18 protein-coding genes, 1 tRNA gene and 1 pseudogene are annotated in these 17450 nt (G+C 69.6%); 10 read left to right on the top strand and 10 right to left on the bottom strand.

Going from position 1 to position 17450, the window contains the following annotated elements; translation table 11 throughout:
- Positions 1-99: 99 nt before the first annotated feature.
- Positions 100-176, top strand: a tRNA-Ile gene (locus KBX46_RS19065).
- Between the two features lie 14 nt (positions 177-190).
- Here KBX46_RS19065 and KBX46_RS19060 read toward each other — a convergent pair.
- Positions 191-556 carry a tyrosine-type recombinase/integrase gene (locus KBX46_RS19060; protein ID WP_308159605.1) on the bottom strand — a complete coding sequence of 122 codons (366 nt, stop codon included), beginning with the start codon at positions 554-556 and terminating at the stop codon, positions 191-193.
- A 165-nt stretch (positions 557-721) separates the two neighbouring features.
- On the opposite strand from KBX46_RS19060, the gene KBX46_RS19055 reads away from it, so the two are divergent.
- Positions 722-1000, top strand: coding sequence for a hypothetical protein (locus KBX46_RS19055; protein WP_210793503.1), 279 nt, complete (start codon positions 722-724; stop codon positions 998-1000).
- 325 nt (positions 1001-1325) lie between these two features.
- On the opposite strand, the gene KBX46_RS19050 is transcribed toward KBX46_RS19055, so the two are convergent.
- Together KBX46_RS19050 and KBX46_RS19045 are read right to left on the bottom strand one after the other, a co-directional pair.
- On the bottom strand, positions 1326-1700 hold the full coding sequence (locus KBX46_RS19050) for a type II toxin-antitoxin system VapC family toxin (protein WP_210793502.1): 375 nt from the start codon (positions 1698-1700) through the stop codon (positions 1326-1328).
- A complete protein-coding gene (locus tag KBX46_RS19045) occupies positions 1697-1951 on the bottom strand; it encodes a type II toxin-antitoxin system Phd/YefM family antitoxin (protein WP_141910716.1) in 255 nt (84 codons plus the stop codon). The genes KBX46_RS19050 and KBX46_RS19045 overlap by 4 nt, the downstream gene beginning before the upstream one ends.
- A gap of 177 nt (positions 1952-2128) precedes the next feature.
- Between KBX46_RS19045 and KBX46_RS19040 the strand changes: the two are divergent.
- Together KBX46_RS19040 and KBX46_RS19035 are read left to right on the top strand one after the other, a co-directional pair.
- Positions 2129-3063, top strand: a pseudogene (locus KBX46_RS19040) (helix-turn-helix transcriptional regulator).
- On the top strand, positions 3053-3241 hold the full coding sequence (locus KBX46_RS19035; RefSeq protein WP_210793500.1) for a DUF397 domain-containing protein: 189 nt from the start codon (positions 3053-3055) through the stop codon (positions 3239-3241). Before KBX46_RS19040 ends, KBX46_RS19035 begins: the two are co-directional and overlap by 11 nt.
- Before the next feature lie 34 nt (positions 3242-3275).
- Here the strand turns inward: KBX46_RS19035 and KBX46_RS19030 are convergent, their stop codons facing one another.
- From KBX46_RS19030 to KBX46_RS19015, 4 genes are all read right to left on the bottom strand, one after another.
- Positions 3276-4103: a M55 family metallopeptidase gene (locus tag KBX46_RS19030; protein WP_210793499.1), complete on the bottom strand. Its 828-nt coding sequence runs from the start codon at positions 4101-4103 to the stop codon at positions 3276-3278.
- Positions 4104-4211: 108 nt separating this feature from the next.
- Complete coding sequence (locus KBX46_RS19025; RefSeq protein WP_210793498.1) at positions 4212-4628, bottom strand: hypothetical protein; 417 nt, start codon at positions 4626-4628, stop codon at positions 4212-4214.
- 185 nt (positions 4629-4813) lie between these two features.
- The gene (locus tag KBX46_RS19020) at positions 4814-5434 is read right to left on the bottom strand and encodes a dihydrofolate reductase family protein (protein WP_210793497.1); all 621 of its coding nucleotides are present in this window, start codon (positions 5432-5434) and stop codon (positions 4814-4816) included.
- Between the two features lie 9 nt (positions 5435-5443).
- The gene (locus KBX46_RS19015; RefSeq protein ID WP_210793496.1) at positions 5444-6364 is read right to left on the bottom strand and encodes a hypothetical protein; all 921 of its coding nucleotides are present in this window, start codon (positions 6362-6364) and stop codon (positions 5444-5446) included.
- A 155-nt stretch (positions 6365-6519) separates the two neighbouring features.
- Here KBX46_RS19015 and KBX46_RS19010 point away from each other — a divergent pair, with 155 nt between their 5' ends.
- From KBX46_RS19010 to KBX46_RS19000, 3 genes are all read left to right on the top strand, one after another.
- A complete protein-coding gene (locus KBX46_RS19010; protein ID WP_210793495.1) occupies positions 6520-9291 on the top strand; it encodes a BTAD domain-containing putative transcriptional regulator in 2772 nt (923 codons plus the stop codon).
- A 91-nt stretch (positions 9292-9382) separates the two neighbouring features.
- Positions 9383-10102, top strand: a complete 720-nt coding sequence (locus KBX46_RS19005) for a hypothetical protein (RefSeq protein WP_210793494.1) — start codon at positions 9383-9385, stop codon at positions 10100-10102.
- A gap of 43 nt (positions 10103-10145) precedes the next feature.
- The gene (locus tag KBX46_RS19000) at positions 10146-11033 is read left to right on the top strand and encodes a hypothetical protein (RefSeq protein WP_210793493.1); all 888 of its coding nucleotides are present in this window, start codon (positions 10146-10148) and stop codon (positions 11031-11033) included.
- Positions 11034-11223: 190 nt separating this feature from the next.
- Here KBX46_RS19000 and KBX46_RS18995 read toward each other — a convergent pair whose 3' ends face one another.
- Positions 11224-12105 (bottom strand): AraC family transcriptional regulator, encoded by an 882-nt coding sequence (locus KBX46_RS18995; protein ID WP_197699558.1) that lies wholly within the window; start codon positions 12103-12105, stop codon positions 11224-11226.
- Positions 12106-12196: 91 nt separating this feature from the next.
- Between KBX46_RS18995 and KBX46_RS18990 the strand changes: the two genes are divergently transcribed.
- Both KBX46_RS18990 and KBX46_RS18985 read left to right on the top strand, forming a co-directional pair.
- Positions 12197-13273 carry an aldo/keto reductase gene (locus KBX46_RS18990; protein WP_210793492.1) on the top strand — a complete coding sequence of 359 codons (1077 nt, stop codon included), beginning with the start codon at positions 12197-12199 and terminating at the stop codon, positions 13271-13273.
- Positions 13274-13393: 120 nt separating this feature from the next.
- Positions 13394-14590, top strand: a complete 1197-nt coding sequence (locus KBX46_RS18985) for a serine hydrolase (protein ID WP_210793491.1) — start codon at positions 13394-13396, stop codon at positions 14588-14590.
- Between the two features lie 73 nt (positions 14591-14663).
- Here the strand turns inward: KBX46_RS18985 and KBX46_RS18980 are convergent, their stop codons facing one another.
- Positions 14664-15203 carry a TetR/AcrR family transcriptional regulator gene (locus tag KBX46_RS18980; protein ID WP_197699557.1) on the bottom strand — a complete coding sequence of 180 codons (540 nt, stop codon included), beginning with the start codon at positions 15201-15203 and terminating at the stop codon, positions 14664-14666.
- A gap of 86 nt (positions 15204-15289) precedes the next feature.
- Between KBX46_RS18980 and KBX46_RS18975 the strand changes: the two genes are divergently transcribed.
- Positions 15290-16180 (top strand): NmrA/HSCARG family protein, encoded by an 891-nt coding sequence (locus tag KBX46_RS18975; protein ID WP_210793489.1) that lies wholly within the window; start codon positions 15290-15292, stop codon positions 16178-16180.
- A gap of 4 nt (positions 16181-16184) precedes the next feature.
- On the opposite strand, the gene KBX46_RS18970 is transcribed toward KBX46_RS18975, so the two are convergent.
- Complete coding sequence (locus KBX46_RS18970; RefSeq protein ID WP_210793488.1) at positions 16185-17372, bottom strand: NAD(P)/FAD-dependent oxidoreductase; 1188 nt, start codon at positions 17370-17372, stop codon at positions 16185-16187.
- Positions 17373-17450 lie beyond the last annotated feature (78 nt).

Raw genomic sequence — 17450 nt, 5'->3', positions numbered from 1 at the left:
TATATTCCTGTAGCCCATCGTGCTGGTGCAGGCGTGGGCGCCGGCCGGCTCGGTGCTGGCTGCTGATCGCCGAGCGGGATAAGATCCGGCGCGGTGTTCGGGGCGGTAGCTCAGCCGGTTAGAGCAGGGGACTCATAATCCCTCGGTCGCGGGTTCGAGTCCCGCCCGCCCCACCAGCCGTTTTCCCTGTTCAGCCATGCTGCCGACGATCCGGGCGAACCGCATCGAGGTCTGGCCCGACACCCTCAGTCCGCACCGAGTCCGCAGCCGCACGACCCGCCGCCCGATCGAGGCGGTCAGCCACCTGGTCCAGGTCGTCCTCGAAGAGGTCCGCGTACACGTCCAGCGTCATGGCCGCCGAGGCGTGCCCGAGCATCCGCTGCACCGCCTTGACGCTGGCGCCCTCGGCCACCGCCAGACTTACTGCCGTGTGCCGCAACTCGTGCGGGGTCAGGCCGGCGAGACCGATCGACTCCGCAGGCCGATCGAAGACCCGACGGCGGAAGTTGTTGAGGACATGCCTCCGGCGGGCAGTGGACGCCCGCCGTGTCCACACTTCCGAACCCGTGTGGCTGTACAGCCATCCGTACAGCCAAGACCACCGGCCGACACCGACGCCACCCGACAACGGCGGACGGGCTGACCAGGTACGCAGCCACCCGACCAGCCCTCTGCGATCTTCTTCTAATCCCGAGGCCGGTCAGGGCGGTGTGGTCCCGTGATGAATGCGAAGATCTCCTATATGAAGCCAACCAAGAACCCGTGGTGGCAGACAGCAAAGACGCCGAAGCAGGGTTTCATCAGGGCAGGCGTCTGGCTCTTCCTGGCCGTCGGGTGGGTGGTCGTGGCCGTCGGAGACCCCACGCCGTGGCGTTGGGTATTTGCCGCACTGTGGACGGCCGGCGGGGTGGGCTACCTGGTGTCAGCCGCGTTGCTGCGGCGACGGCAGCGCGCGATTCAGGATAGGGGAGGGCCAGAAGCCGCGGTCCGGGCCGATTGAGCGCGATCCGTCAGCAACGGCCACGAGGATCGGCCCGGCATGAACGTGCAGCGGGGCAGGCGGTCCGCATCTGGTCCGCAAGAGGTCGACGGACGCCGGGGAGCGGTGAGAGATGTCGAGAGCCGTTTCCGCTGCTAGTAGCCCAACCGCCCAGCTCGCCGGGTCGCTCGTCTTGATCTCATAATCCCTCGGTTGCGGGTTCGAGTCCTGCCCGCCCCACCGAAACGGATACCCAAACGGAGGGTTCAAGACCCGCGAAGTTGCAGGCCACGGCCGGTATGTCGGAGCTCCCTCGTCGACATCAGGCGTTGATGGGCCCGTCCGATCACACCTTGAGGACATCCACGTCGTACAGCGCTATCGAGGCGTCGCGGGAGGCCAGGGTCAGACTCTCGGTGATCGCCTGGGCCACCAGCATGCGATCGAACGGATCGCGGTGATGCGGTGGCAGGCGGCCGGCGGCGATGGCGTGGGCGTGGGTCACCGGGAGTTCGCGGAAGCCCATGTCTCTTACCCGCTCGGCGAGGTCAGGGGGTCCGGCGAGTTTCCCCGCACTCTGTTTGATGGTGATCTCCCACAGGGTGACCGGGGAGAGGAAGATGTCCGGCTCGTGGCGTAGCCGGTCGAGGAACTCGGTGCCGAGGGTCGCGTCGCCGGTGATGGCCCAGAGCGCGACGTGGGTGTCCAGCAGCAGGGTCATGCGCCGACGCCGAAGTCGGCGGCGATCTCGGCGTTGGTCTGTGGTGAGTCCCAGTCGCCGGAGAGGTCCAGTTGGCCGGCGAGGGAGCCGACTGCGGTGCGGTTGGCCCGTCGAACCAGCGGCACGACCTTCGCCACCGGCGTACCGGCCCGGTCGATGATGATCTCCTCGCCGTGTTCCACCCGTTCGATGATGCGCGACAGATGGGTCTTGGCATCATGCATGTTGTAGTGCACTGCCTCAGCCGACATGGCGCAACCTCCTCGGTTAGCTAGGGGCTTAGTCTACCCTGCTTGGCCCCATGCGCCAGCGGTTCGGCTGGTGGGAGCACGCAATTACGTTGGAACGGCTCATTGAGTCAGACGCAACTGCTTCGGTCATGCGATTGCGCGCTTGACGCTCCTCCGATGATGGGCGCATGAGCCTGTATGACGAGGGGTGCGTGTGGTCGTGTCACGAAGGTTTCCCGCCGGATGGGTCCGGCTTGCACGCCTAAAAGTGGGAGAGCGGTCCCAGCCCGTGCGGGTGGGCATGGCCCAGGCCATGATCGGTGCGGGCCTGCTGATCCACCAGGCGCCCGAACAGGAAGCCCGGCACCAGGCGAGGCCGCGGCGGCGATCGTTGACTGCTCACCGTCTCGGATCAGTCGGATCGAGTCGGGCGAGATCAGACCTCGGGTCGGCGACGTCATGGAGTTGCTGGTCGCGTACGGCGTCAAGATTGACGAGGAGCCAGGGACCTCGCTGCTCGATCAGGCGCGCGGTCTGCGTGAGGACGGCTGGTGGCAGCGCCTCGGTGGCAAGTACGCCACCTACATCGCGTACGAGATCGAGGCCGTGGAGCTCAAGAACTTCGAGCCGATGCTCGTGCCCGGTCTACTCCAAACCGAGAGCTATGCCCGCGAGGTCAACGTCATCGGCCGGGAGACCGACCCGGATACCGTCGACCAGCGGGTTTCTGCCCGGATGACCCGGCAGGAGGTGCTTCGCCGGAAACCGACTCCGCTGCGGATGCACGCCATCCTCTCCGAGGCGTCGGTTCGCACCGAGGTGGGCGGCCCGGACGTGCTGCGTGAGCAACTCGATCACCTGGTCGCCTTGGGTCGGCTGCCGAACGTGACGATCCAGGTGCTGCGCTTCGAGGCCGGCGCCCACCTGGCGGACAGCAGCGGCTTCGCCCTCTCAGCTTTGAGCGGGATGAGCCGCCACTGGGCTACATCGAAACCCTGGCAGGCGCACTGTTCCTTGAGTCGAGCCGTGACCTGGCGCGGCTGTCGGCGGCGTACGACAATCTGAAGACGCTGGCGCGGTCACCCGCCGAGTCGATCAAGTTCGTCAAGGAGCTGAGCGAGCATGGAACGTAACGCCTGGCGCAAGTCGAGCCGTTCCGGCAACAACGGCCAGTGCGTGGAGGTGCGCGAGCGGGCTGCGGCAGTTGACGTCCGCGACTCCAAGGCGCCCAACACCGGGATGCTCAGCTTCGAGCCCGCCGCCTGGGATGCGTTCGTCGACAGCATCAAGGCGGACACCTGCCGCCCCTGAGTGGGAACGCATTGGCGGCGGCCCGCTTCACGCCCTAGCTGGGCTTGATGCTTGCGAGTTGAACGAGCAGCGAAATCAGCCGGTAGGCATTCCCGAAGTCAGCGGCCTGGAAGGCGACTGTTCGGCCGCCTCCGAGGCGGGTCACGCCCGGCACCAGAACTGCGAGGTCGACCATGTAGGGGCCGTACAGATCGACCTCGACGTCCAGCGGCCCGGCCATCTTCAGTGGGGGAATCGATCCGCGCCGGGTGATCGCATCAGCGGCGGCGCGGCGCAGCCGCTCGCGTGCCTCCTGCGGGTGTAGGGCCACCGCGGCGGCCTGACCCAGGGACTGCTTGACGGCGACGGTGACCGCCGAGGGCACCAGCTCGCTGAACTCCGCACACGCGCTGTCGTCTCCGCTGAGCAGAACGACGGGCACGTCCAAGTGTCCCGCCACGGCGGCGTTGAGGCCGATCTCGCCCAGCGAGCGTCCGCCCACCCGTACGTCGAGGATGCTGTCACTTATCGTGTGCGCCAGCACGGCAGGCCCGGCACCGGCCCGAGCGTGATAGCCGACGAACAAGGCAGCATCGGTCTGCTCGTCCAGCCCCGCGAGCATGCCCAGCGGGCGGGGTTTGCCTCGCACGAGGTGGGCACGCCGGTCGAGGTCCTCCGGCAGCAGGTTCCGAAACGTCCCGTGTGCGTCGGCGACCCACACCACGGCGTCGGGTTCGGCGTCGAAGACACCCGCAATCGCCGCGTTCGCTTCGGCCGTCATCAAGGCCCGGCCGCGCTCGTAGTCGTAGCGATCCGGATTCGTCTCGGTGGGATGCACGATCCCCGAGATGCCTTCCAGGTCCACCGAGATCAATGCCTTCATGAAGCTGGGACCCTACGCGCTCCTGGCACAACGGTCGAGGCTCCTGGATTCAGGACTGAGAGCTACCAGTGCGGCCCTCTGGGTCAGCGGCCGGTGGGGGAGCCGCACCTATGGGTGGTCCACGGGAGGGAGGTCCACATAATCGCCGAACGGCTCGATGGACCCATCCCAACCGTTCCAACCCTGTTGGCTGATCTGCCCGTTCGCGTAGGTGTACGACCAGCGGGCGCCGTCCTCGCCCTCGATCTGGACGGTTCCGGAGCGAACGAACGGCGCAATCGCGACGTAGAAGGCCGTCGTCTGGTTCGACCACTTGGGGTCGCCCTCGTCGTCGTAACCGAACTCGATCCAGTCTCCGTCGCGGACGATTGTGGCCCTGGCCGGATCCGCCAGGTCGACCAGCGTGCCATCCGACGGAAACTCATCCGGCCTGTACCAACCACCGCGTTCAGCCAGGGCGGCCTGGACGGCGGCGACCGCAGCGGCGTCCTCCGACTCCGGGAGGTTCAGACGGCCTGAGGGCATCACCGAATATCCCACGGCACGCACCCTACAACGGTCTATGCGCACCCGGCGCCGTCGCGAGGTCGTGGAACAGGTCACGTGCCGTTCGGCCGCTATCTTTGATCAACTGCGGTAGGCGTTCGGCGATCTCTGTCCCTGGGGACCACTGTCAGTGACGCGATAGCAGACAATGCATCCTCCGTCGGTCAGGAGAGCACTCGGTAGGTCACGTGCAGGACCGTGCTCGCTGCCCGCGCCGTCACCTGTTCGAGGCTCAGCGGCGGGACGCCCTCGAACAGCCGGACGCCGGCGCCGAGGGCGACCGGCGCGATGTGCAGCCGCAGCTCGTCGACCAGACCGGCGGCGAGGTACTGGTTGATGGTGGTCGCACCGCCGTGGATCAAGATCTCACCGCCACCGGCCGCCGCGCGTGCCTGCGCGAGCGCCGACTCGATCCCGTCGGTCACGAAGTGGAAGGTGGTGTCGCCCGCCATGGGCTGCGGCTCGCGCGCGTGATGGGTGAGCACGAACACCGGCTTGTGAAACGGTGGGTCGTCACCCCACCAGCCGTCCCACTGCCGATCCCACTCGCCGCGCACCGGGCCGAACATGTTCCGGCCCATGATGACCGCTGAGGCGGCGTTGCTCAGGTCGAGCTCGGCCTGGTTCTCCTCAGCGGCGTCGAACATCCAGGCGTGCAGCCCTCGGCCCCAGCCGTCGCCACCGTCGTCACCGAACGGGCGTTCCTCGGTCTGGTTGAGCCCGGCCGAGTACCCGTCGGCGGAGATGGTCTGGTCGGCGATCACCCTGCCGCTACGTGTGGTCACTGCGCTCACCTATCGGGGGGACGGGGACGGTTGGACGTTCCGGCCATCTACCGCCGGCCACGGCACGATGGGATCGACGGCAGTCGGACGGTCGGGCTGCGCTTGAACGAACATGAAAAGCAGGGCGGCGGCCAGCACCACGGGGGCCAGGGCGCACGCGACACTCACCACCACCACCGTGACCCGAGAGCTGCTGTCGGTCTCGGTCTCCCGTTTCGCGAAGGCATACACGCCCACCAGGAGGAGAACGAGCCACAGGGGCACCAGCAGGGGAGCGAGAGCGGGCCAGACGGGCCAGACCGGCTCGACGACGATGCCCGGGCCCAGGGCCATCCAGGTGAGGGCGACGCCCGGGAGGAGGCCAGCCGTCACCAGGGTGCAGACCAGCAGGGGTACGGGTCGACGTCGCCGTGCCACCCACCCGAACAGCGCCGCGCCGGCTGCGGCGCCGGCGAGGGTGCCAGCGACCGTGCTGGGTAGGAACTTGCCTGGCGCGGCCGGTGCGATGGTCAGCTCTGTTCCGCTAGCAGAATATTCGAGCGCAACCGTCAGTCCGTCGCGCTCGGCCCGCCAGCCGTCGCACAGGTAGCCAGGGACGCGGTGGAGCCCCTGCCACCCCTGCGTCCGGGCGCTGCGCCGGAACTGCTCGGCGAGCCCACAGTCGTCACCATCGTCGTACCAGAAGAACGCCTGGCCCGAGCCCAGGTCGTCGGCAGCGAGATGGACGCCCCACCGGTAGCCATACGCGACCCGACCAGAGTGGACCGGCACCGCACCAGGAAGCAACTGCGCTGCCATAGTCCGCGTCTGGTCGTCGGTGGGCGGCGTGACACCGCGGCCGCCGTACCAGGCGCCGAGGCTCAGGCCGACCGTACCCAGCATCACCGCACCGAGCAGCATCATCGCTACCCACCGCAGCCGATGGCTCATCGGCGCACCTCCCTGCCGTAGTGCGCCAGAGGGTAGCTCCCAGGGCCCGTGCGTGCTGCCCGGCGAGTGTCGCCCGCAGGGGCGACGTGGATCGTGTCCATTACGCGACGAATAGATCGAGTTCGCTGGGCGGGGGACGTTAGTTTGATTCGGTGATGTCAATCCCCGGCACGGGCGTACGCGTCAGGCTGCTCGGGCCGGTGGAGGTGATCGTCGCCGGCAGTCCGCAGGCGGTGAACGGTGTGCGCCGCAAGGCGGTACTGGCGACGTTGGCGCTGCACGCGGGCCGGGTGGTCAGCGTCGACCGGCTCATCGACGTGGTCTGGGGCGACCAACTGCCGGCCACCGCGGCGAACACGTTGCAGCGCCACGTCTCCTACCTGCGCGGGGTGCTCGGCGAGCCCGGGTCGATCGTGGCGCGTCAGCCCGGTTACGTGCTCGACACCGGGCCGGATTCCACTGACGTCCAGGCCGCCGAGCGCCTCATCGAGCTGGCTCGGCGTGCGACGGACCACAACGAGCAGGTGAAGCACCTGACGGCCGCGGTGGCGCTGTGGCGGGGCCCACCGCTGGCCGACGTGGCAGGGTCGGCCTGGCTTGAGGAGCAGGCGGAACACCTGGCACGCCTGCGGTTGGAGGCCGAACGATCGCTCGCCGAGGCCCGGTTGTCCGTCGGTGAGCACGCGGGGTTGGTCCCCGGGTTGGAACGGCTCGTCCGACAGCATCCCTTCGACGAGCACCTGCACGCGCAGCTGATGCTCGCCCTGTACCGCGACGGCCGACAGGGCGAGGCGGTGGCGACGTACCGGCGGCTGCGCGACAACCTGCGGGAGAACCTCGGACTCGACCCGGGTCCGCGGCTACGGGACCTGGAGTGCGCGATTCTGCGCCAGGACACCGCGATCGCCGCGCCGGCCGCGGCGGCACCAACGCGGGTCGCGGCGCAACTGCCTCCCCCCGTACCGACGTTCACCGGACGCGACGCGGAGCTGGCGGTCCTCGAGGCGCTCGTCGACCGGGGTGGCGCCGTGGTGGTGTCCGGGACCGCGGGCGTCGGCAAGACCGCGCTCGCCGTGCACTGGGCGCACCGCGCGGCCGAGCGCTTCCCCGACGGGCAGCTCTACGTCAACCTGCGCGGCTTCGACCCGGCGGCCACCCCGACCGACCCGGCGCGAGCGCTGCACGGATTCCTGGAGGCGCTCGGCGTTCCGATGGCCCGGATGCCGAGCGACAGGGACCTGATGGTGAGCCTGTACCGCACGACGGTGGCCGGCAAGCGCCTGCTGGTGGTGCTGGACAACGCGCGCGACGCGGAACAGGTCCGGCCGCTGCTGCCCGGCTCACCCGACTGTCTGGCGATCGTCACCAGCCGCGACCAGCTTCTCCCACTGGTCGTCACCGAGAGCGCCCAACCGGTGCCCCTCGACCTGCTGAGCCCCGGCGAAGCGCGCGACATGCTGGCCCGCCGACTCGGGGCGCGCCAGGTCGCCGCCGAACCCGGCGCGGCCGACGACATCGCCGACCGCTGCGCGCGGCTGCCCATCGCCCTGGCCATCGTCGCGGCCCGAGCCGCCACCAACCGGCACTTCTCGTTGGCGGCGGTCGCCGGTGAGCTGGGCGATCTGGGCGCCTTCCACGGCGGTGACGAGGCCACCGACGTCCGGGCGGTCTTCTCCTGGTCGTGCCGAACGCTCAGCCCACCGGCGGTCCGGCTGTTCCGGCTGCTGAGCCTGCATCCCGGCCCGGACGTCTCCGTCCCGGCCGTGGCCAGCCTGGCCGGGATCACCCCGCAGGCGAGCGGTCCGCTGCTGACCGAGCTGACCCGGGCGAACCTTCTGACCGAGCACACGTACGGGCGTTACGCGTTCCACGACCTGCTGCGCGCGTACGCCGCCGGCCTCGCCGACGAGGCTGAGGCACCGGCCGAGCGTGATGCCGCCGTCCACCGACTGCTCGACCACTGCCTGCACACCGCCCACGCGGCGGACCTGGCACTGCACCCGCACTTCAGCGACATCAGCCTCCCGCCACCGCGAGCGGGCGTGACGCCGGAACGGCCCAAGAACAAGCTGGCCGCCACGGCGTGGTTCACCGCCGAGGTTCCCGTTCTGCTCGCGGCGGTGCCACTGGCGGCACGGGCCGGGTTCGAGGGGCACGCCTGGCGGCTCGCCTGGACCATGGCCGGCTTCCTGCACCGGCAGGGGCACTGGCAGGACTGGCTGGGCACGCAACGCATCGCTCTGGCCGCCGCGTCCCGCATCGGCGATCAGACCGGGCAGGGCCACGCGCACCGCAGCCTCGGTCTCGCCTGTTCAAGGCTTCGACGGTACGACGAGGCCGACGACCACCTGCGCCGCGCGCTCGACCTGTTCACCGACGTCGGCGACGACGCCGGGCGGGCACACACCTGCCTGAACCTTGGTCAGCTGGCGGAGCGACAGGGGCAGCACCACCAGGCACTCGACCATTCCCGACGGGCGCTGACCCTGTTCAGGCGGGCCGGAAACGAGGCCGGGCAGGGGTACACCCTCAACGCGGTCGGTTGGCAGGAAGGACTGCTCGGCAACTACCACCGTGCCCTTGAGTCGTGCGGCGAGGCGCTGAGAAAGTTGCAGGAGGTCGACGACGTGCAGGGACAGGCCGACACGTGGGACAGCCTCGGCCACGCCCATCACCAACTCGGCGACGACCGGCGGGCCATCGCCTGCTACGAGCACGCACTCGACCTCTTCACCCAGGTCAACGACCGGTACGCCGAAGCGAGCACGTACGTCAACCTCGGCGGCAGCCACCGGGCCCTCGCCGATTTCGGTGCCACCCGGGTGGCGTGGCGTCGGGCCCTGAGCATCCTCGACGAGCTCGGCGATGCCGACGCCGACACGATCCGTGCCGACCTCGACCAGCTCGACGCCACGCGGCTGCACTGACGTACTCCGCTTTCAGCGCCGTTTCCGGGCCGCTTCAGCGCGGCCCGCCACTCTTCGGACACCAGTTTCTTTCCGAGGAATGGAGCGTTCGATGAAGCGTTTGGCACACCGCCTCGCGGTGATCGGGGTGGTCAGCGGGACGCTGCTGGCCATGTCCTCCGCGGCCGTGGCCCGGCCCGACAAGCCGCCGACAAAAGGCACCGACTGCGTGGTCCAGCACGTCGACGAGCGCGGCGGAGTCGTCCGCACCGAGACCGAGCCTGAGGGCCTGGAGCACGGCCAGTTCCGCTGCGAAGGCGGGCAGTGGACGTTCGCGTGGGACCCGTTCGGGGCGGACGACATGATCAGAGCCGGCGAGATCCAGATCGATCCGGCCGGTGCCGTCTCGGCCCGGCGGTTCACCGGCCCCGCGCTCGGCAACGACCTCACGGTGGGCGAGATCGCCACCATCGCCCAAGCCGTCAGCGGCAGCCGAGAGGTGCTGATCGACCGCGCGATCGTGGCGGTCGACGACGGCAAGGAGCGGACCTCGGAGCAGGTCGCGGCGCTGCTGGCCGGCAAGGACGACACCGGGGTACGAGTGCTGGACATCATCGAGAAGCCCGAGGCCGCCATGTCGACGAAGGACGTCATCGACGAGGCCGGCGGCACACCCGAGACGACAGTCGTCTACTTCAGCATCTGGGGCGCGATCAAGTCGGTGTTCGCGTGGATCGTGGACACGATCGGCGAGATCGGTGAGTGGATCGACGACCACTGCGACGTGGGGTCCCCCAACGATTTCGGCGACATCGTCACGTGTCGTTGGTAGCCCGTCCCACTCCGCCGAAACCGATCACCGAGATGAGGACAGGATGACAACTCTGCGGGACATCACCAGGCGCGTCACCATCATCACCACGGCCCTGATCGTGGGGCTGACAGCTTCGTACGCTCCGTCGCAGGCCGCCGAGGGCGAGGCCCGGACGACGGTCACCGACCACCCCGGTGCCCCGGGGACGATGCTCCAACAGTTCGAGGACCTGACCGGCCGGCCCGTCGGCGACCTGGACAAGGTGCTGGCCGTCGACGCGGGAGGCCGCGATCTCACCAGCGACCAGCTTGCGGCGCTCGTCGCCGGTGAGAAGGTCGACGGCGTCAAGGTCGTGGGCACGATGCCGGGCGGCCGGGACATCCTTGGCACGACCATGGCCGACCTCGCCGACGGCGCGTACGACGGCAAGGGTGACACCGCGACAGGGACCACGTCGCTGATCTTCGCCTCGTCGGTGCCCGGCGGTCGGGACTGGTGCCTGACCATGTGCGTCGCGTCGGGCAAGTCCGTCTGGGAATGCCTGCTGTCGCGCCGGACGGGCGAACCGGTCATCACCCTCGACCTTGGCGGCGACACCACGATCGGCGAGACGAAGGCGGCCTTCGAGAAGGCCAACGGAGTCACAGTGGATGGCCCGTCCGCCGTGGAGACGCTGGTCGGCGAGGGCGAGCCCTCGGCGAAGGACGTCGAGATGCTCCTCGACGGCAAGGACGTCGACTCGCTGCGCCGGGTGGCGACGGTGAAGGGACCGGACCCGGGGTGGGCGTTGGCCGACATCGCCGAGAACTCCGGCGTCGCGTACGCGAAGACAAAGGCTCACATCTTCACCGTCAGCGTTCCCTTCCTCGGGACGCTCCTCGTGGTCTGCATCTCGCAGGATGGCGGGAAGACCTGGAAGTGCTCGGCCCGCCAGTGGGACGGGTTCTAGCGGCTGGGCACGCTGCTGACCCAGTGGTTCCCCTGAGTGAGTGATGCCTGTGAGTCATCTTGATGACTCACAGGCATCACGCTCGTCGGGGCGAGGCCGGCCGCGCCGCCGGCCACGGTCACCCTCGACGGGTCGAACGCCGGCACCACCCCGTTGCCACCGGACCAGCCGGCCACCCCCTGTGGCACCCTCACACGTCGGCGAGCTGCGCCGGGTCGACGCGGGACAGGCGGGCCGCGTCCTGCCCCGGCGGGAGCCCGAACAGTCGCCGGTATTCGCGGCTGAACTGCGACGCGCTCTCGTAGCCGACAGCGAACCCGACGCCCGCCACGTCACCGGGCTCGGCCAGCAGTCGGGCCCGTGCCTCCTGGAGCCGAATCAGTTTCTGGAACTGAATGGGTGTCATGGTCGTGACGGCCCGGAAGTGGCGGTGCAGCGACGTCACGCTCATCCCGGCGGCGCGCGCCACGTCCTCGACGCGGAACAGGTCGGCGTGATGCTCGCGGATCCAGCGGATCGCCCGTTCGATCTGCACGATGTTGCCGTCGCCCAACCCGATCTGCCGGACCGTGCCACCCTGCTCGCTCGTCAGCAACCGCCAGACGAGTTCGCGTTCCACCCCCGCCCACAGCACGCGCTGGTCGTCGGGGCGGTCGAGCAGTCGCAGCAGCCGCACCACCACGTCGAGCAGGTCGTCGCTGGCGGTGCTGACCGCTATGCCCGCCGCCGGCTCGCCGCGCGACGGTGGAGTTTCCAGCAGAAGCTCCGCGATCAGTGGCGGGCGCAGAGCGAGGCCCAGCACCAGGTACGGCGTGGCCGGGCTGGCCTCGCTGACGTGGGCGATCACCGGGAGCTCCGTCGACGCGACGACGAACTGCCCGGCACCGTACGAGAAGACCCGTTCGCCCAGTATCGCGTACTTCGCGCCCTGTGCGATCAGAGCGAAGACCGGCGCGGACTGCGACGGCATCGGTTCGGTGGGGGAGTCGCTGCGGTGCAGGACGAGGCCGCCCGGTGCGGGTCGGCCGGCGTGGCGCAGCACCAGGTCGCGGATCTCGGGCAGCGCGCTCATGGGACTCATCCTGCCGACTTTGGCAGGATCGGGCAACGCGCTGCCAGTTCTGATCTACCCGGTCGGAGGCCAGCAGGTGTGCACTGGGGGCATGCCACTCGACAGTTTCATCACACTGGGCCGCTCTGGCCTGCGTATCAGCCCCTACACCCTGGGTGCGATGACCTTCGGCGAGGACCATGGCTGGGGTGCCCCGGTCGACGAGTCCGAGGCGATGATCACCGAGTACCTGGAACGTGGCGGCAACTCCATCGACACCGCAAACATCTACACCAACGGGCACTCCGAGAAGATCATCGGCGACTACCTGGCCGCTCGGCCTGGACTACGCGACCGGGTCGTCCTCGGCTCCAAGTTCTTCGGCAACCTGTTCGCCGGCGATCCCAACGGTGGCGGCGCCGGGCGCAAGGCCGTGGTCGCCCAGGCCGAGGAGTCGCTGCGCCGGCTGCGCACCGACTACCTGGACATCTACTGGCTGCACAACTGGGACCGGGGCGTCCCGGTCGAGGAGACGCTGCGAGCCCTCGACGACCTCGTCACGGCCGGCAAGATCCGGTACGTAGGCCTGTCGGACCTGCCCGCGTGGAAGGCGGCCGAGGCGCAGGTCGTCGCGCACTTCCGTGGGTGGACGCCAGCGATCGGGATGCAACTCGAATACTCGTTGCTCGAACGGACTGTCGAAGGGGAACTCATCCCGATGGCGGCCGAGCACGGTCTCGGCGTACTGCCGTGGAGCCCGCTCAAGAGCGGCTGGCTCTCCGGCAAGTTCGTCCGTGGAAACAGCACCGTCGACACGACACGTGCCGGGCTGGTGGGCAGTCCCGCGGAGCGTGACTGGCAGGTGATCGACGCGCTCCACGAGGTCGCGAGGGATGCCGAGGTGACACCGGCGGCAGCGGCACTGGCCTGGGTCGGCGCCCGACCGGGAGTCAGCTCGGTGCTGATCGGGGCGCGACGCCTCGATCAACTCAAGATGAACCTGGCCGCGGTGGACGTGCGGTTGTCGCCGCAGCAGACGGCACGACTCGACGAGGTGTCGACACCGGCGCTCAACTTCCCGGCAGACAACAACCGTTACCTCGCGCCGAGTCTCGCCTTCGCTGGCGCGACGGTCGACGGCCGGCCGAGCGAGGCGTCACCCTTTGTCGGGGGCCAGGTCAGGTACTGATCACCGACCGGCCGGGGTAGCGCAGGCTGTACCGAAGGAGGGCAGCAGGAGGGATCGTCCAGGTATCGGACTTCTTGAACCATTGATGGTGTCAAGCGTTTCCGATACCGAGGAGTCATCATGCCCGTGACACCGAACGATCCCTCCCGCCGCCGTCGCACCGTGCGGATGGCCGCCGCCGCGTTGGCCGCCGTCACCGTCGGCGCCGCCCTGACCGGCCCTTCGGCATTCGCCGACACCGCCCGGCGCGACGGCCCGCGCGACGTCGTGCAGCGACAACTGGACGGCCTGGTCAGCGAGAGCGGCTTCCCCGGCGTACTCGCCTCGGTGCGGGGGGCCGGCGGGCGGGTCCGGGACTACACCGCCGGTGTCGGTGACCTCCAGACCCGCCGCCCGGTTCCCCGCGACGGCCAGGTCCGCGTCGGCAGCAACACCAAGAGCTTCACCGCGGTGGTCGTCCTGCAACTGGTGGGCGAGGGCCGCATCGACCTGGACGCCACAGTCGAGCACTACCTGCCCGGGGTCGTGCGCGGCAACGGCAACGACGGCGGCAGGATCACCGTACGACAGCTGCTGCAACAGACCAGCGGTCTGCCGGACTACGACGACGTGCTGTTCACCAGGTCGCAGGACCTGATCGACAAGAGCCACTCGTACTACGAGCCGCGCCGGCTGGTGGACGCGGCGCTCACCGGCGCACCGCACTTCGCGCCGGGGGAGAAGTGGGAGTACAGCAACACCAACTACGTCCTCGCCGGGCTCGTCGTCGAGCAGGTCACCGAACGTCCGATCGGCGAGGAGATCACCAACCGCATCATCAGGCCACTCGGTCTGCGCGACACCTACTGGCCGGGCGTCGGGGAGCAGCGGCTCCGTGGCAGCCACCCGCACGGCTACGTCGCGGTGGCGCCTGGCGCGCCGTGGGTGGACGTCACCGAGATGGACCCGTCCCTGGGCTGGTCCGCCGGCCAACTGGTGTCGACGCCGGACGAGCTGCGGACCTTCTTGGACGCGCTGGTCGGCGGCAGGTTGCTCAAGCCCGCGCAGCAGACGGCCCTGATGACGACCGTGCCCGCGCCCGGGTTCGAGCCGGCCGGGGAGTACGGGTACGGGCTTGGTGTCGCCCGGTACGAGCTGCCCTGCGGCGGCTACGCCTGGGGTCACGGCGGTGACATTCAGGGCTTCGAGACCCGCAACCTCGCCACCAGGGACGGCCGGAGCGCCGTCGTCGCCGTCACCGGCCTGCCGACCAGCGAGCAGATGCTCGGCGCGGTGAACCGGAGCGTCGAGACGGCGCTGTGCGCCACCGACCGCTGACCTGGACGCGCATGCCGGCGCGGACCGATTCAGGTGAATCAGCCGCTCCGGCGGCCACCGCCTCGGAGGCCCGTCACCGCCGGGGTGGCTGGATCCCCTCCAGGGCGAGGGTCAGCAGTTGTCCCGCCTTGGCCGCGCCCGCTGGTTGCGCCGCGAGTGAGATGCCGTTGGCGAGCATCATCAGGTCCGCCATCGTGATGTCGGGGCGTATCGAACCCTCGTCGGTGGCTCGGCGCAGCAGCGGTTCACCGGCCGCGACGAGCGTCGCGCCGCAGGCGTCGGTCTCCTCGGTGGGCTCGTTCAGGAGCGAATCCGCGAGGCCGCGGGTTGTCGTGGCGTACGCGGTGACCTCGTGCAGCCAGGTCGTCAACGCGTCGAGGGCGTCCGGCGCGGTCAGCAGGTCTCCGGCGCGGGCCGCCAGGTTGCTGACGCAGGTGCGGAAGACGGCCTGGAGCAGGGACCAGCGGGACGGGAAGTGCCGGTGCAGGGTCGCCGAGCCCACTCCGGCGGACCGGGCGATCTCCTCAAGCGAGGCGTACGCGCCGTCGCGGGCGATCGCCTCGGAGGCCGCGGAGACGATGAGGTCGTAGTTGCGCCGTGCGTCCGCTCTCATGGCCCGCCTTGCCAAAGTGGGGTGGTCCCCCATATCGTAGCCGACGAAAAGTGGGGGACCACCCCACTTGGTTCTGGGGAGGCATCATGGCTGTTCTCGTCATCGGCGCGACGGGCAAGCAGGGCGGCGCCACGGCCCGCGCGCTGCTGGCCCGGGGCGCCGCGGTCCGTGCCCTGGTCCGGGACCCGGGCAGCGACAGCGCCAAGGCTCTGCGGGAGCGGGGCGCCGAACTGGTCAAGGGCGACCTGGACGACGCGGAGTCGCTGCTCGCCGCGGCGGACGGGATGGACGGCCTCTTCTCCATCCCGTATCCCGACGTGACGAACATGTCTGGCGACGCCGAGGTGACCCGCGGTCGCAACGTCGTCGAGGCGGCGCGCCGGGCAGGCGTGTCGCACGTGGTGCACAGCAGCGTTTCCGGTGCCGGCGACTTCCACCGCAACCAGCCCGGATGGGCCGAGGGCCGGTGGGACAGGCACTACTGGGAGAGCAAGGCGGCAATCGACGAGATGGTGCGCTCCGGTGGCTTCGCACACTGGACAGTCCTCAAGCCTTCGACCTTCATGGAGAACCTCGTCGGCTGGTCCTACCTCTTCGGCGACTGGTCCAGCGGCACGATCATCACCGGCTTCGCCGCGGACACGCGACTTCCGTGGATCGCCGTCGACGACATCGGCGAGGCCGCGGCGACCGCGTTCACCAACCCGGGAAGGCTCGACGGCCTGGACGTCGAACTCGCCGGCGACCTGCTCACCATGACCGAGATCGCCGCCATCCTCAGCGAGGTCACCGGCCGGGCGGTCACCGCGCCCGTGCTCACCCCGCAGCAGGCCGTCGAGCGCGGCCTGCTGCCCGCCATGGTCAACGTGGTGGAGCAGATCAACGAGAACGGCAGCCCCGCCCGACCGGAGATGACCCGCGCCCTCGGCCTGCCCACCACCGATTTCCGTACGTGGGCGCGTCGGACGTTTTCCTGACGCCTCACGACATCGTCGGGACGGTCTCCGTCCGGGTCGCGGCGATGCGCCGGCGGCGGACCGGGTAGAGCACCGGGTGCGAGATCTGCCAGGCCGCACCCTTGCAGACGATCTCCTTGTAGCGGGCCGCCAGCTTTCCAGCGAGGAAGGACGGCTTGGCCCTGTCGTCGGCGGTCACGTACTGGATGATGCCGTCGCGGCGGCCGAGGCTGATGCACTGGTTGAAGTAACGCAGCGGGGCCTTGGGGAACGTCTCCCGACCGGCCAGCCGCGCGGCGATGGCGTCGGCGGCCTGCCAGGCCATCGGGATGCCCGAGGCGCAGGACATCCGCAATGGCTTGCCGCCAGCGCCTTCGGCGAGTCCGGCGTCGCCCACCGCGTACACCTCGGGGTGTGAGACCGAGCGCATCGAGGCGTCGACGATGATCTGGCCGGTCGCCGCGACCGTCAGGGTCGTGGCGGCGGCGATCGGGTGGACGGCGAAGCCGGTCGTCCAGACGGTCACCTGGGCCGGGATCACCCGGGCGTCGGCGGTGACCGCAGCGGTCGCCTCGACCCGCGCGATGTCCGCGTGCTCGTGCACGGTGATGCCGAGCCGGTCGCAGACCCTCCGCAGGTGCTGCTGCGCCTTCTCGTTGAGCCAGTCACCGAGGACGCCACGGGCGGCGATCGCGACGTCGAGGTCCGGCCGGGCCTCGGCGATCTCGGTGACCGCCTCGATGCCGGTGAGACCCCCGCCGACGACGAGCACGGTCCCGCCGGCCGAGAGCTGGTCGAGGCGGTCGCGCAACCGCAGCGCCGACGGCCTGCCGGCGATGTCGTACGCGTGCTCCGCGACGCCGGGAACGCCATGGTCGGCGGCGGTGCTGCCGAGGGCGTAGACGAGCGTGTCGTACGCGATCTCGTCGGTGCCGTGCTCGTCGGCGAGCGCGACGGACCTGCGGTCGGCGTCGACGGCGGTGACCCGCGCCAGTCGCAGTGTGACGCCGGTGCCGGCGTAGACCTTGCTCAGCGGGCGGCGCTCGGGGTCCTGCCCGGTGGCGACCTGGTGCATGCGGACCCGCTCGACGAAATCGGGGTCGGCGTTGACGACGGTGATCTCGGTGTCGTCGGGGTGCAGTCGCTTGGCGAGACGCCCGGCGGCGACGGCTCCCGTGTAGCCGGCTCCGAGGACGACGATGCGGTGCTTCATGGTGTCACTCCTGTCTCGGCGGTGGTCGCTTCCTGAACCGGACAGCGACGTGATTCCTGACAGGCACCGGCTATGACC

Origin of the sequence: Micromonospora sp. C81 (assembly GCF_018070425.1) — a bacterium.
Classification (GTDB): domain Bacteria; phylum Actinomycetota; class Actinomycetes; order Mycobacteriales; family Micromonosporaceae; genus Micromonospora; species Micromonospora zamorensis.
The sequence above is the reverse complement of the archived record's forward strand: the minus strand, read 5'-3'. Positions and strand labels throughout refer to the sequence as shown.